We start from the raw sequence: 15938 nt of genomic DNA, 5'->3' as shown, positions 1-15938 counted from the left end.
GAAGGACCTCCGCACGGCACCGTGCCGCTGCAGCGACCTCAGTCCGTGCCCGAATGAAAGCGTCCGACCAAGCGCCGTTTGTCGCCGGGGTGGACGAGGCGGGCGCGGGTGACGGGGGCGCCGTGGTCCCAGGTGCGGCGCTCGACCACCAGACAGGCGGTCGCCGGGGCGATGTCGAGCAGGCGGGCTACCTCCGGCGAGGCGCCCTCGGCGGAGATGACGTGTTCGGCGTCGGTCCAGGGCACGTGGGCGACCAGCCAGGTGCCGGGCGGGACCTCGTCGAAGGGCTCGTCGGCGGCCTCGGGGGCGACGGCGAGACTGATCACCCGCTCCTCGATCTGCAGCGGCTCGCCGTCGGCGAAGTGACGGACCATCAGCCATTCGATCGCGGTGCCGTCCTCGGCCTCGAGCGGGGCGGCGCGCGGGTCGTCGGCGGTGATCCGCGCGCGGGCCAGGACCTCGAAGGAATAGACCCCGCCGAACCGGGCGACCTCGGCGCCGATGTCCCAGATCTCCAGCACCGGGCGCTCCGGCGGGCGCGCCGCCACCACCGTGCCGAAACGGCGCTTCCGCACCACCAGCCCCTCGGCGGCGAGGCTGCGCAGCGCGCGATGCACCGTCATTCGCGCCGAGCCCCAGCGCTCGATCAGGTCGACCTCCTTGGGAATCTTGGTGTCGGGCGGCCAGCGGCCGTCGGCGATCGGCTTGATCAGGGCGCGACGGATCTGCTGCCACAGCGGGCCTTGGCCGTCGAGCGGCTCCAGGTCGTCCAGCATGGTGGGGCGCCCTCCCGATCGGCCACTGTCGGGATGAGCCTAGACCGCCGCTTCGCCTTTTGTCTAGACATGAGAAAGGCGATGCGGCCGGGGTGTCGGGCTCAATATTCCTTCTCGAAGACGAAGCCGGCCTTGGAGCCCTCGGTGCCGGTCTGGCCGCGCAGTTTGAGGTTGCGGGTGACGTCGAGATCGACGGTCGCGTCGGTCGATCCGGCGGCGCCGGCGGTGACGCCGAGGAAGATGCGGTCGCCGATGTAACGGCCCGCCTGGAGGCCGGCGTTGCCCTTGGAATCGGTGGTGGTGCCGAGCGTGTCGAGGCCGGTCGATTTGCGGATCGAGCCGAGCAGGTCGGGGGCGGAGGGGCCGCCGGCGAGCTGGGCGGCGGCGCTCGCCAGTTGCACCAGCTGGAAGCCGGTGAGGTCGGCGACGCCGCGCCCGAACAGGAATTGCGCCAGGACCTCGTCCTGCGGCAATTGCGGCGTCGAGGTCAGGACGAGGGCGGGGTCGGAGGCGCGGCCGGTGACCTCGGCGACCACCGACACCGAGCGGCTCGACGAGGTGGCGCGGAAGTCGATGGTCGGGTCGAGATCGCCGGTCAGCGTCACCGTGCCCTTGTCGAGGGCGATGTGACGGCCGATCACGTCGAGGGCGCCGCGCCGGAGCTCGAAGGCGCCGACCGGGACGACGGCGTCGGTGGTGCCGGTGACGCGCAGGGTGCCGCCGAGTTCGGCGTCGATGCCGCGGCCGCGCACGAAGAGCCGCGACGGGGCGTCGATGGTGAGATCGAGGCCGGCGCGCCACGCCGCCGTGCCCTTCGATCCGGTCTTGCGGGCCTTCGGCTTCGCCAGAGCCAGCGTGCGGCGCACCTCGGGCGGGACGGCGAGGTCCTTGACGCCGAGGCTCGCGGCATTGGCGGCGAAGCGTTCGGGGATGGTGATCTCGGTGCGGCCGAGGGCGAGCCGGCCGCTGAGCGTCGGCCCGGTCGCCAAGGGACCAGTGAGGCGCAGCGACCCGCCGATCTCGGTGCGCAGGGTGTCGCCCACGGCGAGGCGGGCGGCGTCGAGGGTGACGGAGAGATCGGCCGGCAGGCCGGCGCCGAGGCCGACGGTGCCGCGCGCGGCGATGCGGCCCGACTTGCCGGTGGTCGCCTGGAACCGCTCCAGCGTGACCCGGTCGCCGTCGAGACGGGCGAGGGCGGAGATCGCGGTGAGCCGCAGGGTGGTCTCGGGGTCGGTGACGGTGCCGTCGGCGACGGAGACCGTGCCGGAGGCGCGCGGCGCGGCGAGGGGGCCGGAGACCGCGACGTCGAGGGTCGCGCGGCCGCCGACGCGGGTGCCGCGTTCGCGCAAGGCGGCGTCGGCGAGGGCGAGCGAGGTGTTGCCGACCACCTTCAGGGCGAGGTCGCCGCCGGTGAAGGGAACGCGTCCGTCGGCGGCGAGGCGCAGGCGGTCGCGATCGGTCAGGCTCGCGGTCAGCGTGGTGCCGTCGCGATCGAGGCGGCCGTCGGCGGTGAGCGCCGCGGCGAGGCCGGGCGTCGCGGCGACGCCGAGGCCGCTGCCGGTGACCTTCCAAGTCGCGGTCGGCGCGGCGAGGGTTCCGGCGACGGTGGCGGCGAGCGTGACGCGGCCGCGCGCGCCGAGGCCGGGGGAGGCCGCTTCGGCGAGAGCGGCGGCGGCGCTGCCGTCGATCGAGAGCGCCAGCGCGCCGTCGCCGAAGGGGACACGGCCCTCGGCGACGAGGCGCAGGCGATCGCGATCGGTGAGGGTGGCGGCGAGCGTGGTGCCGGTCGGATCGAGGCGGCCGTTCGCGGCGAGGCCGGCGGCGAGGCCGGGGACGGCGGCGACGCCGAGGCGGTCGCCGGCGAGTTTCCACACGACGGTCGGCGCGTCGAGGGCGCCAGTCACGACGGCGGTGCCGGAGAGCGTGCCGCGCCCGCCGATGCCGGGGGCGACGGCGGCGGCGAAGGCGAGCGGCAGGCGCTCGGCCGTCACGTCGAGACGCAGGCCGTCGCGTTCCGCCCGCGTGCCGGCGAAGGGCAGGGCGCCGCGCGCGGTGAGCGTGGCGCCGCTGCCGAGGCCGACGCGGGCGTCGAGCGTGGTGCGTTTCGCCTCGAGCAGGCCGGAGGCGGTCAGCGTCGCGGCGGGGAGGCGGGCGGTGCGGGTGGCGGCGAGGGTGAGGTCGCGGCCGGTGACGCGCCAGTCGATCCTCGGCGCCTTGCGGGTGCCGCCGACGGCGAGGTCGACGGCGACGGCGCCGTCGGCGCCGAGGTCGGGGACGAAGAGCGCGCTCACGCCGACCGGGAGATCGCGCGCCGTCACCTTCAGCGCGAGGTCGGTCGCGGCGCTGCCGGCGACGTCGATGGTGCCGAAGGCGCGGCGATCGCTCCGGCCGAGGCGCAACGTGGTCGCGGGGATGTCGATGCGACCGTCGGCGAGGGTGATCACGGTCGGGCGGGCGAGGTCGAGGGTGGCGGTCTTCCAGCCGACGGCGAGGCGGTCGAGAGCGAGGGTCGAGCCGGTGTCGCGCGGCGTCCAGGCCCCGCTCGCGTCGAAGGCGGCGGCGCCGGTCTTCAGCTGCGCGCGGTCGAGGCGCACGGCGCCGTCGGCGGCGCGGCGGGCGAAGAGATGAAGCTCGCTGCCGCCGCCGGTGAGCCGGCCGCCCCGGCCGACGAGGTCCTCGAGCGAGCCGGCGACGTCGACGGCGAAGGTGCGATCCTCGCCCTCGAGCCGGGTCACGGCGGTGCCGGCCAGCAGCGGCTTGCCGTCGGCGGAAAGGGCGATGTCGGCGGCGAAGGCGTCGATCGGCGCGGCGCCCTTGATCGAGAAATCGATCGGCGGCTCGCCCGGCAGCGCCAGCAGGGTAGAGAGGAAGCCGCCCTTCGGTTCGGCGAGCGAGAGGTCGAGGACGAGGCGGCGATCGCTCGCGCCATAGGTGGTCTTCAAAGTGAAGGCGCCACCCTGGGGCTCGATCCGGGTGGCCGAGAGGTCGACGTCGAGATTGCCGTCGGCGAGGCGGCCGCGCCCGGCGATCGAGAGGACCGTCGGGCGGCCGGCGACGTCGGCGGAGAGGCGGACCGTGGGGACGGAGATGCGGCCGACGTCGACGGCGACGGGGAGATCGGGGAGCGCGAAGGCGGCGGCCGGTTCGGTCGCGGTGGTCTCGGTGTCGGCGGCGCTCTCGGGCTTGCGGGCGACTTCGATCGCGGCGGCCTCGAGCGAGGCGACGGAGAGTTTGCCGCGCAGGAGATCGGCGCGGCTCCAGACCAGATGGACGTCGCGGATGGTCAGCCAGACGCCGCCGCGATCGGCGATGGTGATGGCGTCGAGGCGGACGTCGGAGGAGAGCGCGCCGTCGATGCGGCCGAGGCGGATCTGGCGGTCGGGGGTGGAGATGGTGGTCTCGACCCAACCGACGAGCCAGGAGCGATCGGAGGTCTCGTCGGCGCGCACGTTCGGGCCGAGGGCGAGGAACGACGCGGCGAGAAACAGGACGAGAAGGCATCCGGCGAGGAGGCGGTGACGCATCAGAAGCTCTCCCCGAGGCCGATGTAGAGGGCGAATTTCGGATCGCCCGGCTTCGGCGCGATCGGCGTCGCGACGTCGAAGCGGATGGCGCCGAGGCCGGTGTGGTAGCGCAGGCCGACACCGGCGCCGAAGCGCGGGGCCTCGTCGAAGTTCGGCGAGGCGTTCCGGCCGGCGGCGCCCATATCGACGAAGGGGACGACACCGATCGTGTCGGTGACCTTCATTCGCATCTCGAGCGAGGCCTCGACGAGCGACAGGCCGCCGACCACACTGCCGGCCGCGTTCCTCGGGCCGAGGCTGCGATAGGCGAAGCCGCGCACCGACGACCCGCCGCCGGCGAAGAACAGGCGGTCGGCCGGCATGCGGTCGGCGTCGGCGCCGACGATCGAGGCGAGCGCGGCGCGGCCGGCGAGGACGAAGCGGCGATCGGCGTCGAGCGGCACATAGGCGGAGGTGTCGATGCGCAGGATCGCCCCGGAGGCGCCGAGGCGGAATTCGTGGAACGGCTCGGCCGCGCCCTTGACGCGGAACCCCTCGGTCGGGGCGAGGGCATCGTCGGTGTGATCCCAGAGGACTTCGGCCGGCAGGCTGATCAGGGTGAGGTCGCGGCGGCCCCAGCCGTCCTCGACACGGTCGACCTCGACGTTCGCCGCGACCTTCGCGGTGAGTTCGGGCGCGAATTCGTGGGCGAGGCCGATGCGGGCGCGGATCGTCTCCTGGGTATAGGGGTCGAGCACCTCGCGCGAGGCCTCGAGCGCCGCCGTCAGGTCGGTCATCGGGGTGAAGACGCCGGGGCGCAGGAAAGAGACGCCGCCCTTCCAGGTGAGATCGCGCGGATCGGTGGTGTCGATGCCGGAGACGCGGGCGTCGAAGCGCAGGCGGTCGCCGTGGCCGAACAGGTTGCGATGCTGCCACCAGCCCTCGAGGCCGGCGCCGTCGACGGTCGAATAGGAGGCGCCGAAGCCGAAGACGTGGAGCGGGCGCTCGGCGACCTTGGCCTCGAGGCCGAGGGTGCCGTCGGGGGCGACGGCCTCGTCCTCGACCAGCCGGGTCGAGGAGAAGACGTCGAGCTTGCGCAGGCGCTTCTCGGCGCGTTTCACCGCCATCGGATCCCAGCGTTCACCTTCGGGAATGCCGGCGCGGGCGGCGACGAAGTCGGGGTCCATCAGCTCGGTGCCGCTCACTCGGACCGGGCCGAAGCGGGCCTCGGGGCCGGGGTCGACGCCGAGCGCGACGTCGAGGGTGGAGCGGTCGTGATGGGCGACGAGGTGGCGTTCGGTCGCTTTCGCCTTGGGGTGGCCGAGCCGCCTCCAGCCGTCGACCAGGGCGCGCTCGGCGGCGAGGACGGCGTCGGCGCGGGCGGTCTCGCCTTCGATCAGGCCGGCGCGCTCGGGCGTGACGAGACGTGGATCGTCGAGCGCCGCGGCGTCGAGCGGAGGGCGGTTCTCGAGCGTGATGCGGCCGAAGGTGAAGCGCGGGCCGGGGGTGACGCGGATCGTCACCGGGACCGGGCGCGGCAGGGTGGCGTCGAGTGGGATGTCCTCGACCCGGCGGCCCTGGACCTCGATCGCGATCTCGGGTCCGTAGCGGCCGAGATTGCGCAGGCCGGCGACGATGCGGGCATAGTCGCCGCGTGCCTTGGCGAGGAAGGCGGCCGAGGAGGGCGGCGGACGGCCGTCGACGCCGGAGGCGAGGGCGGAGGCCTCGCGCACGGCCTTGTCGACGTCGCTTTCGCCGCCGGTGACGGTGACCGCGACGGAATAGGGCCGGCTCTCGGCGGAGAGATCCTCGGGCTCGGCCTTCTCGCCCCAGAGATGGACGCCGAAGAGATCGAAGGCGTCGGCCGGACGCGCGGCGGTCACGATCAGCGCGATCGCCAGCGCGAGCGGGACGGAGGCCGTGGCGGCGATCCTTCCTCTTCCGCGATCGGTGGTCGACCGATTCCGCATGCGTGCGAAGCTCCCTTCCCTCTTCTTCGATGGACCGACCCGACGCTTCGCTCGGCGGCTTCGACGCCCGCCGATCGGATCGACCGACCGGCATCATAGCATCGCTCGCCCGCGGGCGCGAACCGACGCGGCGGCGCGACCTCGCGGGCGGGAGCGCGCACGGCGGCTCGTTGGCAAGTTATATTTACAATGTAACTTAAGTCCCTATCCTCTGTCCCATCGGCCGACACTGTGCGCGCGCTACTCTTTCGAGGGGGTGAACGCCCCGGCGCGGGCAGGGTTCCCCGGGTCGGCGGGGCGTGGGGGCGGGCCGAGGTGCGCGGAGAAAGGGCGAGGTCATGGCGGCGACGAACCGGACGGCGGGACGGGGACCGGGATGCGGCGGCGGTAGTCACGGTCGCGGGCATCGACATCGCGGGGGCGAGGGCGGGGGCGCGTGCCTCTCGACCCTGGCGGTTCGCGGCGAACGGCCGCACTCGGCGGAGGCGCGCGCGGCGGTCCTGGCCGCGCTCGACGACGAACATCGTGCCGAGGCCTATTACGCGGCGGTGCCGGAGCGGTTTCCGGGCGCCTTGCCCTTCGCCCGCATCGTCGAGACGGAGCGGCGCCACGCGGCGGCGCCGGCGGCGATCCTGACCGCGCACGGCGTGCCCGTGCCGGCCAACGCGCATCTCGGCTCGGAGGCGATGCGGGCGATGGTTCCCGCTACGATCGCCTGCGCGGCGGAGGTCGCGGTGACCGCCGAGATCGACAACGTCGCCCTCTACGAGGACGATCTGTTGCCGAAGGTCGCCGATCACCCCGAGATCGTCACGGTCTTCACGGTGTTGATGGAGGCCTCGCGCGGCCGCCATCTGCCGGCGTTCCGGCGCTGGGGCACCCACCGCGACGAGCCGCGGGCGAGCGCCTGATCGCTCACACCGCCAGGGCGGGCGGCGGCGTCTCGCGGCGCAGCCACTGCCCGGCGACGACCGGGGCGACGAGGGCGAGACCGGCGAGCGACGACCACACCTCCGGCGCGATCAGGAGCAGGGCCGCGAGGGCCAGGACGAGCCGCTCCCAGGCGCGGGTGTGGGTGATCAGATATTTCGAGAAGGCGGCCGACAGGAACACGATGCCGAGGATGCAGCCGGTGGTCCCGAGGATCATGTCGGGCCAGGAGAAGCTCTTGGTGACCAGGAGCATCGACGGCGAGAACACGAAGACGAAGGGCACCAGCGCCTTGCCGAGGGCGAGGCGGAAGGCGGTGTTGCCGGTGCGGAACGGATCGGCCCCGGCCATGCCCGCCGCCGCATAGGCGGCGATCGCCACGGGTGGCGTGATGTCGGCGAGAACCCCGAAATAGAACACGAAGAAATGGGCGACGATCGGCTCGACCCCGAGCAGGCCGAGCGCCGGCGCCGCCACGGTCACCATGATGATGTAGGTGGCGGTGGTCGGAATGCCGCAACCCATCAGGATGCAGACGAAGGCGGTGAGCACCAGGGTGAAGAGCAGCGTCAGCGTCTTCACCGACATGATCCAGACCGGCAGCCAGGTGGTGACGTGCTGGGCGAGGTCCATCGCCGAGGAGGTGACGATGAAGGAGATCTTGAAGCCGACGCCGGTCAGGGTCACCACGCCCACGACGATGCCGACGGTCGCCGAGGCGACGCCGACCGCGAGCGCGTATTTGGCGCCGTCGCGCAGGCCCTCGAAGATCTCGATCGGCTTCATGCGGCGCTTCGGGTTGAAGAGCCCGATCAGCACCGCGAGCGTGATGCCGGTGAAGGCGGCGAGATAGGGCGTGTAGCCGGAGAACAGCATGTAGAGCAGGCCGACGAGCGGGATCACCGTCGGCCAGTCGCGGGCGAAGGCGGCCTTGAGGTCGGGCATCTCGTGCGGCTCGAGCCCGCGCAGACCGTCGCGCTTGGCCTCGAAATGAACCTGGATGAAGACCCCGAGGAAATGCATGAAGGCGGGGACGATCGCCGCCAGGATGATCGTCGTATAGGGCAGATCGAGGAACTCGATCATCAGGAAGGCGGCGGCGCCCATGATCGGCGGGGTGATCTGGCCGCCGGTGGAGGCGGTCGATTCGACGGCGGCGGCGAAGTGTTTCTTGTAGCCGAGGCGCACCATCATCGGGATCGTCAACGAGCCGACGGTCACCGCGTTGGCGACGGACGAGCCGGAGATCATGCCGAAGAGGGCGGAGCCGAAGATCGACACCTTGGCGGGGCCGCCGGCATAGCGGCCGGCGATCCAGGCGGCGCAGTCGAGGAAGAGCTGGCCGAGGCCGATCCGGGTGGCGAAGACGCCGAAGAGCACGAAGTGGAAGACGTAGGTCGCGACCACGCCGAGGGCGATGCCGTAGATGCCCTGGGTGGTGAGATAGAGGTGATTGATCAGCTGGGCGGGCGTCGCGCCGGGATGGACCAGGATGCCCGGCATCGAGCGGCCGAACAGGGCATAGGCCATGAAGGTGATGGCGATCACCGGCAGCGGCCAGCCGACGGTACGCCGGGTCGCCTCGAGCAGCAGCACCACCAGGGCGCCGCCGAAGATCACGTCGTCGCGGGTCGGATTGCCGACGCGGAAGGCGAGGTCGTCGAGCGGGATCATCGGCACGTGCAGCACGGCGACGACGGAGAGGGCGAAGAGCGCCCAGTCCCACAGCGGAATGCCGAGCGGCATCAGGACGGAGGACTTCGCCACCGCGCCGGTCCGGAAGGCCGGGAACACCAGGAAGACGAGGCCGAGCACGAAGGCGAGATGGACGCCGCGATGGATCAGTTCGGGCAGGAGACCGAAACCGGCGGTCCAATAGTGAAAGAGCGACAGCGCGACCAGCGCCGCGCCGACCAGCGCGTTGGCGAGCGGCGCGAGCGGGCGGAAGCGGATTTCCGGATCGAAGGTCTCCTCCAGTTCGCGCGCCTTGGCTTCGTCGAATTCGAACTGGGACATGAGGGATCCGATCGGTCTTCACGGGAGAGGCGACGGCGCGGGTCCCGCGCCGTCGACGAAGATGCGGCGCGGGTCGCGCGGCGGAACGGCCGTCACTTCAGGAGGCCGACCTCCTTGTAGAACTTCGCGGCGCCCGGATGGAGCGGGATGCCGACGCCGTCGAGGGCGGTCTCCTTGCGGATCAGCTTGCCCTTGGCGTGGCCGGCGTCGAGGAGCTTGCGGGAATTGTCGTTCCAGATCGCCTTGGTGACGCCGTAGATCAGATCGTCGGGCAGCTTGGCGGAGGTCACCCAGAGGGCGTTGACGGAGATGGTCTCGACCGCGTCGATGTCCTTGTAGGTGCCGGCCGGGACCTTGTCCGGGCCGAAGAACTTGTAGTCGGCGAGGATCTTCTTGGCTTCGGGACCGGCGATCGGCACCAGTTCGATGCCGGCGGAGGAGGCGAGTTCGGCGATGGCGCCGGTCGGATAGCCGCCGACGAAGAAGAAGGCGTCGAGGGCGCCGTCGCGCAGGCGGTCACCGGAGGCGTTGGGCTTCAGATACTCGGGCTTCACGTCCTTCTCGGTGAGGCCGTAGGCGGCGAGCACGATGCGGGCGTCGATCAGGGTGCCGGAGCCGGGCTCGTCGAGCGAGACGCGCTTGCCCTTGAGGTCGGCCGGGGTCTTGATGCCGGCCCCCTTGCGGGCGACCAGATGGATGGTCTCGGGGTAGAGATTGGCGATGGCGCGCAGCTCTTCCACCTTGGGCTTGCCTTCGTAGACGCCGGTGCCCGACCACGCCCAATAGGCGACGTCGGACTGGGTCAGGCCGCTCTCGAGCGCGCCGGAGGCGATGCCGTTGATGTTGGCGACCGAGCCGTTGGAGGCGACGGCGGTGGCGATCAGGCCGGGCACGCCGCAGGAGCCGCCCTTGTCGCATTCCCGCGAGCCGGGCGGATTGGAAATCGCGTTGGAGAGCAGGCCGCCGATCGGGAAATAGGTGCCCGCGGTGCCGCCGGTGCCGATGCGGAAGAAGGCCATCTGCTGAGCCTCGACCAGGCCCGAACCGACCAGACTGGCGCCGAAGAGGCCGGCGAGGCCCAGGGCGGCGGCGGCCAGACGGGTGAATGTGCGCTTCGCCTTCATCGCAGTTCTCCTTGTCCTCGATCGAGGCCGTGGCCGGTCCGGCCGACGGGTCCGAGGGGAGGTTAGACGCCGGGCTTCCGCCTCGTCAAATCGGCGAGGGGCGGCGCCGGGCCTCGCGCCGGGCTGCGACGAAATCGCCCGCGCCGTCCGGGAAATGGAGTATGACAAATTTTAAGAATCATCTTATCGTGCATCGACGCTTTCGATCGGAGATCCATGATGCGAACCGTTCTCGCCCCCGCCGTCGCCTCCCTCCTCCTCGGTTCGGGTCTCGCGCTCGTCGCGGCGGCGCCGGCGGCGGCGCATTTCCAGGAGATCCTGCCGTCCGCCGACGTGTTGCCCGAGGGCGGGCCGGTCTCCGTCGATCTGGTCTTCACCCATCCGATGGCGCGCGGCCCGGTGATGGAGATGGCGGCGCCGGTGCGGGTCGGCGTCTCCGGCGAGGCCGGTGTCGTCGATCTGATGCCGCGCCTGAAGGCGAAGCCGATCGACGGCAAGTCGGCCTGGACCTTCGACTGGACGGCCGCCGCGCCCGGGGCGGTCGCCTTCTTCGTCGAGCCGAAGCCCTATTGGGAGGCGGCGGAGAAGAAATGGATCGTCCACTATGCGAAAGTGATCGTCGACGGTTGGGCCTCTGGCGAGGGCTGGGCGAAGCCGGTCGGCCTGCCGGTGGAGATCGAGCCGCTGACGCGGCCGACCGGGCTCTGGGCGGGCGACGTCTTTCGCGGCATCGTGCGGCGCGACGGCCGGCCGGTGCCCTTCGCCGAGGTCGAGGTGGAATGGGTCAACGACGGTTCGGTCGCCGCGCCCAACGAGGCCTTCCTGACGCAGGTGACGCGGGCCGACGCGAACGGCGTCTTCGTCCACGCGATGCCGCGCGCGGGATGGTGGGGCTTCGCCGCGCTGGTCGACGGGCCCGAGGCGAAGGCGCCCGACGGCTCGCCGGCGGCGACCGAATGGGGTGGTCTGATCTGGGTCAAGGCGACCGACATGGGCGCCGCGCCCGCCTCGGCGTCGAAGTGAGGGAGGGCGTGCGATGGCTCATATTCCCGACGGGGTCCTGTCGCTTCCCGTGCTGATCGGCGGTGGCGCCCTCGCGGCGGCGGGGATCGGGCTCGGCCTCAGGGCGATCGACGAACGCGACGTGCCGAAGACGGCGATCCTGGCGGCGCTGTTCTTCGTCGGCTCGCTGTTCTCGGTGCCGATCGGTCCGTCGAGCATCCATCTCCTGCTGGGCGGCACGATGGGGCTGGTGCTCGGGGTCGCGACCTTTCCGGCGGTCTTCGTCGGGCTCCTCCTGCAGGCGACGATGTTCGGCTTCGGCGGGATCTCGACGCTCGGGGTCGACACGGTGAACATGGCGCTGCCGGGCGTGGTGCTCGGGGTTCTGGCGCGGCCGCTGCTCGGGCGGGTCTCGACGGCCGGGCGGGTGGCGATCGGCGCCGGCGTCGGCGCGCTCGCGGTCGCCGGGACGGCGGGCGGCATGGCGTTGGCGTTGGCGCTCTCCTCGCCCGACTACGTGCCGAGCCTCGGCGTGGTCGTGGCGACGCAGGTGCCGCTGGCGGCGATCGAGGCGGTGGTGACGGGCGTCCTGGTCGCCCATCTCGCCCGCGTCAAACCGGAGGTTCTGGGGCTGACGGCCTTCGAGCCGGCGCCGCTTCCGGTCGTGGTGCCGGCGGCCGAATCGATCGAGGTGGCGTCGTGATCGGCCGGTCCACTCCGCTCGCGGTGATCGTCTGGGTGGCGGTCGGGCTCGCCTCGGCCCCGGTCGCGGCCCATTCGCTGAAGCTCTTCGTCACCGTCGACGGCATGGTCGTCTCCGGCCACGGCTTCTTCGTCGGCGGCGGCCGGCCGCAGGGTGTCGTCGTGAAGATCCGCGACGCCGACGGCCGGGATCTCCACGACGGCCGGACCGACGCGAACGGCGCCTTCGCCTGGACCGCGCCGGCACCGGCCGCCTACACGGTGCTCCTCGACACCGGCGACGGGCATTTCACGCGCGCCGAGGTGACGGCGGATCGGTTCGTCGGCGCGACCTCGGCGTCGACACCGGCGCCGGTCGCGGCCGCGCCGGCCTCGGGGCCGGAGGTCGCGAAGCCGGGCGCCGTGGCGCGGGGTCCCGACGCGATCGTCTCGGCGGCCGAGATCGAGGCGGCGGTCGATCGGGCGCTGGCGCGGCGGTTGCAGCCTCTCGTCGAGGCGCAGGAACGCTCGGAGGCGCGGCTGCGCTTCGCCGACATCATGGGCGGGATCGGCATGATCGTCGGTCTCGCCGGGCTCGGTGCCTGGGGCATGGCGCGACGGCGCGAACGGGAGGGCCCGCGCGCATGAGCGAGGCCTTTCTGTGTGCGGAGGCGGCGGTCGAAGGGTCACGGCTCGATCGGTTCGAGCCGCGGACCCGGGTCGCCGCCGCCGTCGCGGTCGTCGTGGTGGTGCTCGCGGCGCGTTCGCTCCCTCTTCTGGCGGGTCTCGTTCCGGTGGCGCTGATCGCCGCGCGTCTCGCCGGGGTCGGTGTCGCCGATCTCGCCCGGCGGCTCGCCCATGTGGAAGGTTTCCTGGTGGTGCTGGCGCTGCTCCTGCCGCTCACCGTGCCGGGGCCGGCGGTGGTGACCTTCGGGCCGATCGCCCTGTCGCAGTCGGGGCTCGAGCGCGCGGCGGCGATCGTGCTCCGGGTCAATCTCTCGGCGATCGCGCTCTTCACGCTGATCGGTGGATTGGAGCCGATCCGGCTCGGTCATGCCCTGGCGCGGCTGGGGATGCCGGAGAAGCTCGTCCATCTCCTGCTCTTCGCGGCGCGCTGGGTCGGGCTGGTGGCGGCGGAGGCGCGGCGGCTCGACGACGCGCTCAGGGTGCGCGGGTTTCGGGCGCGGCCTTCCGCGCACGGGCTCAGGACGCTCGCCCATTTCATCGGGCAACTCCTGGTCCGGGCCTTCGAACGGGCCGAGCGGGTCGAGGAGGCGATGCGGTGCCGGGCCTTCGCCGGGCGCTTCGCGCTGGTCGACGAGGGGCGCTTCACGCGTCTCGACGCCGCCTTCGCGGTCGGGCTCGGGCTCGTCCTCCTCGCGGTTCTGGTGGTGGATCGGTCGTCATGAGCGCGCTCTTCGAACTCGACGCGGTGGCGGTGGCGCGGGCCGGGCGGATGGTGCTCGACGGGGTGACGCTGCGGCTCGATCCGGGCGAACGGCTGGCGCTGGTCGGCGACAACGGCGCCGGCAAGACGACGCTGCTGCGCACGCTGGTGGGGCTCGAGACGATCCGCTCGGGCCGTCTCGTCGCCTTCGGCGCGGAGCGGCGGGTCGAGCGCGACTTCCGCGAGGTGCGGATCGGCGCGGGCTTCCTGTTCCAGGATCCCGACGATCAACTGTTCTCGCCGACGGTGATCGAGGACGTCGCCTTCGGGCCGCTCAATCTCGGGATGACGCGAGCGGCGGCGACCGAGCGGGCGGAGGCGACGCTGACGCGGCTCGGCCTCGCCGATCTCGCCCGGCGCCTCACCCATCGGCTCTCGGGCGGCGAAAAGCGGTTGGTCAGCCTCGCCTGCGTGCTGGCGATGGAGCCGAAGGCGCTGCTCCTCGACGAGCCGACCACCGGGCTCGACGAGACCCGGCTCGCCCGGTTGATCGAGATCCTCGCGGGGCTCGACGTGGCGATGGTGCTGGTCTCGCACGATCGGGTGTTCCTGGAACGTCTGGCGACGCGGGCGGTGCTGCTCGAGGGCGGGCGCGTCCGCCCGGCGAGCCTGCATCGCCACGTGCATGTCCACGACCACGTGCACATTCACGCCCTCGACGAGGCGCACGGCCACGATCACGGCGACGGCACGGCCTGATCGTTCGCTCCCACCGCGCGCCGGAAGGCGTCCCACGGCGGTTCCGGGCCGAAACGGGCGACCAGGAAATCGATGAAGAGCCGGGTCTTGGCGGCGAGATAGCGGTTGGGGGCGTAGAGCGCGTGGATTCCCAGGTCCGGCGGCGGGGTGTCGTCGAGGACCGGCACCAGACGGCCGGCGGCGATGTCGGGGCCGACCAGGAAGGTCGGCAACAGGGTGAGGCCGCGTCCGGCGAGCGCGGCGAGGCGCAGCACGTCACCGTTGTTGGAGCACATGGCGGCGCCGACGGCGACGTCGAAGGTCTCGCCGTCCCGGCTCAACCGCCAGCGCGGCAGCGTGGTGGTGTGGCCATAAGAGAGGCAGGGGCGGGCGGCGAGATCCTCGGGCGCGGCGGGCGCGCCGTATCGGGCGAGATGCTCGGGCGAGGCGACGATCACCCGGCGGGCCGGGGCGAGCCTGCGGGCGACGAGGCTCGAATCGGCGAGCCGGGCGATGCGGACGGTGACGTCGACCCCTTCCTCGATCGGGTCGACGAAGCGATCGGTGAGCGCCAGTTCGATCGCCAGATCCGGGTGCGTGGCCATGAAGTCGGCGACGGCGGGGGCGAGATGGAGCACGCCGAAGGAGACCGGCGCGTTGATCTTCAGGACGCCCCGGGGTTCGTCGTGGAGACGGGAGACCTGCGCCTCGGTCTCCTCGACCCGGGCGAGGATGTCGAGGCAGCGTTCGTAATAGGCGAGGCCGGCCTCGGTCGGGGTGACGCGGCGGGTCGAGCGATCGAGCAGACGGGCGCCGAGGAGGTGCTCGAGCTCCATCACCGCCTTGCTCACCGCCGAGCGCGTGAGCCCGAGCGCGCGGGCCGCCTCGGCATAGCTGCCGCGGGCGACGACCCGGGCGAAGGCGTTCATCGCCTCGAGCTTGTCCATGCGGGCACCTCGCGATTGGTTCCGAAATGGATGCAGTGCGTCGCCGATGCTGATGATTGTCGCGAGGATTGGCAAGACCTAGATTGGCTTTCGAAAGACGCGGGCATCGACGCCCGCTCGAGAAAGGATCCGATCATGGCGCACGTCATCCGCAGAGCGGCCGATCGCGGCCGGGCGAATTTCGGCTGGCTCGACAGCCGCCACACCTTCTCCTTCGGTCACTACTACGACCCGGAACACATGGGTTTCGGCCCGTTGCGGGTCATCAACGACGACCGGGTCGCGGCGGGCGGCGGTTTCCCGACCCATCCGCACGAGGACATGGAGATCGTCTCCTATGTGCTCGAGGGCGGGTTGCAGCATCGCGACAGCCTCGGCACCGGCTCGGTGATCCGGCCGGGCGACGTGCAGCGCATGTCGGCGGGCACCGGCATCCGCCACTCCGAGTTCAACGCCTCCGGCAGCGAGCCGGTGCATTTCCTCCAGATCTGGATCATGCCGGAGGCGCACGGCATCGCGCCGAGCTACGAGCAGACCTTCTTCGCCCCCGAGGAGAAGCGCGGCCGGCTGCGTCTGGTCGGTTCGCGTGACGGGCGCGACGGGTCGGTGACGATCCATCAGGACGTCGATCTGTGGGCGACGGTCCTCGGCACCGGCGAGGCCGTGACCCACGAGATCGCGGCGGGACGCGGCGGCTGGATCCACGTGGCGCGCGGCTCGGTCCGCTTCGCCGGCGAGACGCTCGGCGAGGGCGACGGCGTGGCGATCGGCACCTCCGGGCCGGTGCGGCTCGAAGGGATCGACGACGCCGAGGTGCTGCTGTTCGACATGGCGCCGTGAGGCGAGAGGCATCCGAGGCGACGT

13 protein-coding genes are annotated in these 15938 nt (G+C 72.1%); 7 read left to right on the top strand and 6 right to left on the bottom strand.

The genetic code is table 11. The features are described 5' to 3' along the window. Positions 1–38 precede the first annotated feature (38 nt). The 3 genes from J3S89_RS06635 to J3S89_RS06625 all read right to left on the bottom strand — a co-directional run bounded on the left by J3S89_RS06635 (position 39) and on the right by J3S89_RS06625 (position 6249). Positions 39–776 (bottom strand): UTRA domain-containing protein, encoded by a 738-nt coding sequence (locus J3S89_RS06635; protein ID WP_217926677.1) that lies wholly within the window; start codon positions 774–776, stop codon positions 39–41. Positions 777–877: 101 nt separating this feature from the next. Continuing rightward, positions 878–4300, bottom strand: coding sequence for a translocation/assembly module TamB domain-containing protein (locus tag J3S89_RS06630; RefSeq protein ID WP_217926676.1), 3423 nt, complete (start codon positions 4298–4300; stop codon positions 878–880). After that, positions 4300–6249 carry an autotransporter assembly complex protein TamA gene (locus J3S89_RS06625; protein ID WP_217926675.1) on the bottom strand — a complete coding sequence of 650 codons (1950 nt, stop codon included), beginning with the start codon at positions 6247–6249 and terminating at the stop codon, positions 4300–4302. The genes J3S89_RS06630 and J3S89_RS06625 overlap by 1 nt, the downstream gene beginning before the upstream one ends. A 338-nt stretch (positions 6250–6587) precedes the next feature. Between J3S89_RS06625 and J3S89_RS06620 the strand changes: the two genes are divergently transcribed. After that, on the top strand, positions 6588–7160 hold the full coding sequence (locus J3S89_RS06620; RefSeq protein ID WP_217926674.1) for a ferritin family protein: 573 nt from the start codon (positions 6588–6590) through the stop codon (positions 7158–7160). Between the two features lie 4 nt (positions 7161–7164). Here J3S89_RS06620 and J3S89_RS06615 read toward each other — a convergent pair whose 3' ends face one another. Both J3S89_RS06615 and J3S89_RS06610 read right to left on the bottom strand, forming a co-directional pair. Next, a complete protein-coding gene (locus J3S89_RS06615; protein WP_217926673.1) occupies positions 7165–9195 on the bottom strand; it encodes a TRAP transporter permease in 2031 nt (676 codons plus the stop codon). 92 nt (positions 9196–9287) lie between these two features. Continuing rightward, positions 9288–10319, bottom strand: coding sequence for a TAXI family TRAP transporter solute-binding subunit (locus J3S89_RS06610; RefSeq protein WP_217926672.1), 1032 nt, complete (start codon positions 10317–10319; stop codon positions 9288–9290). A 219-nt stretch (positions 10320–10538) separates the two neighbouring features. Here J3S89_RS06610 and J3S89_RS06605 point away from each other — a divergent pair, with 219 nt between their 5' ends. From J3S89_RS06605 to J3S89_RS06585, 5 genes are read left to right on the top strand one after another with little or no spacing between them, the layout of a single operon-like run. Next, positions 10539–11342, top strand: coding sequence for a DUF4198 domain-containing protein (locus J3S89_RS06605; protein ID WP_217926671.1), 804 nt, complete (start codon positions 10539–10541; stop codon positions 11340–11342). A gap of 13 nt (positions 11343–11355) precedes the next feature. After that, a complete protein-coding gene (gene cbiM / locus J3S89_RS06600; RefSeq protein WP_217926670.1) occupies positions 11356–12024 on the top strand; it encodes a cobalt transporter CbiM in 669 nt (222 codons plus the stop codon). After that, entirely contained in the window at positions 12021–12650 is a 630-nt protein-coding gene (locus tag J3S89_RS06595; protein ID WP_217926669.1) for a cobalamin biosynthesis protein CbiM, read from the top strand. The genes cbiM and J3S89_RS06595 overlap by 4 nt, the downstream gene beginning before the upstream one ends. Next, positions 12647–13411 carry a cobalt ECF transporter T component CbiQ gene (gene cbiQ / locus J3S89_RS06590; protein WP_217926668.1) on the top strand — a complete coding sequence of 255 codons (765 nt, stop codon included), beginning with the start codon at positions 12647–12649 and terminating at the stop codon, positions 13409–13411. The genes J3S89_RS06595 and cbiQ overlap by 4 nt, the downstream gene beginning before the upstream one ends. After that, positions 13408–14148 (top strand): energy-coupling factor ABC transporter ATP-binding protein, encoded by a 741-nt coding sequence (locus J3S89_RS06585; RefSeq protein ID WP_217926667.1) that lies wholly within the window; start codon positions 13408–13410, stop codon positions 14146–14148. The genes cbiQ and J3S89_RS06585 overlap by 4 nt, the downstream gene beginning before the upstream one ends. On the opposite strand, the gene J3S89_RS06580 is transcribed toward J3S89_RS06585, so the two are convergent. Further along, complete coding sequence (locus J3S89_RS06580) at positions 14127–15074, bottom strand: LysR family transcriptional regulator (RefSeq protein WP_217926666.1); 948 nt, start codon at positions 15072–15074, stop codon at positions 14127–14129. The two genes, J3S89_RS06585 and J3S89_RS06580, sit on opposite strands and share 22 nt — an antisense overlap. A gap of 135 nt (positions 15075–15209) precedes the next feature. On the opposite strand from J3S89_RS06580, the gene J3S89_RS06575 reads away from it, so the two are divergent. Further along, positions 15210–15914, top strand: coding sequence for a pirin family protein (locus J3S89_RS06575; protein WP_217926665.1), 705 nt, complete (start codon positions 15210–15212; stop codon positions 15912–15914). Positions 15915–15938 lie beyond the last annotated feature (24 nt).

The organism is Pinisolibacter aquiterrae (assembly GCF_019160155.1).
Lineage (GTDB): Bacteria > Pseudomonadota > Alphaproteobacteria > Rhizobiales > Ancalomicrobiaceae > Pinisolibacter > Pinisolibacter aquiterrae.
The sequence above is the reverse complement of the archived record's forward strand: the minus strand, read 5'-3'. Positions and strand labels throughout refer to the sequence as shown.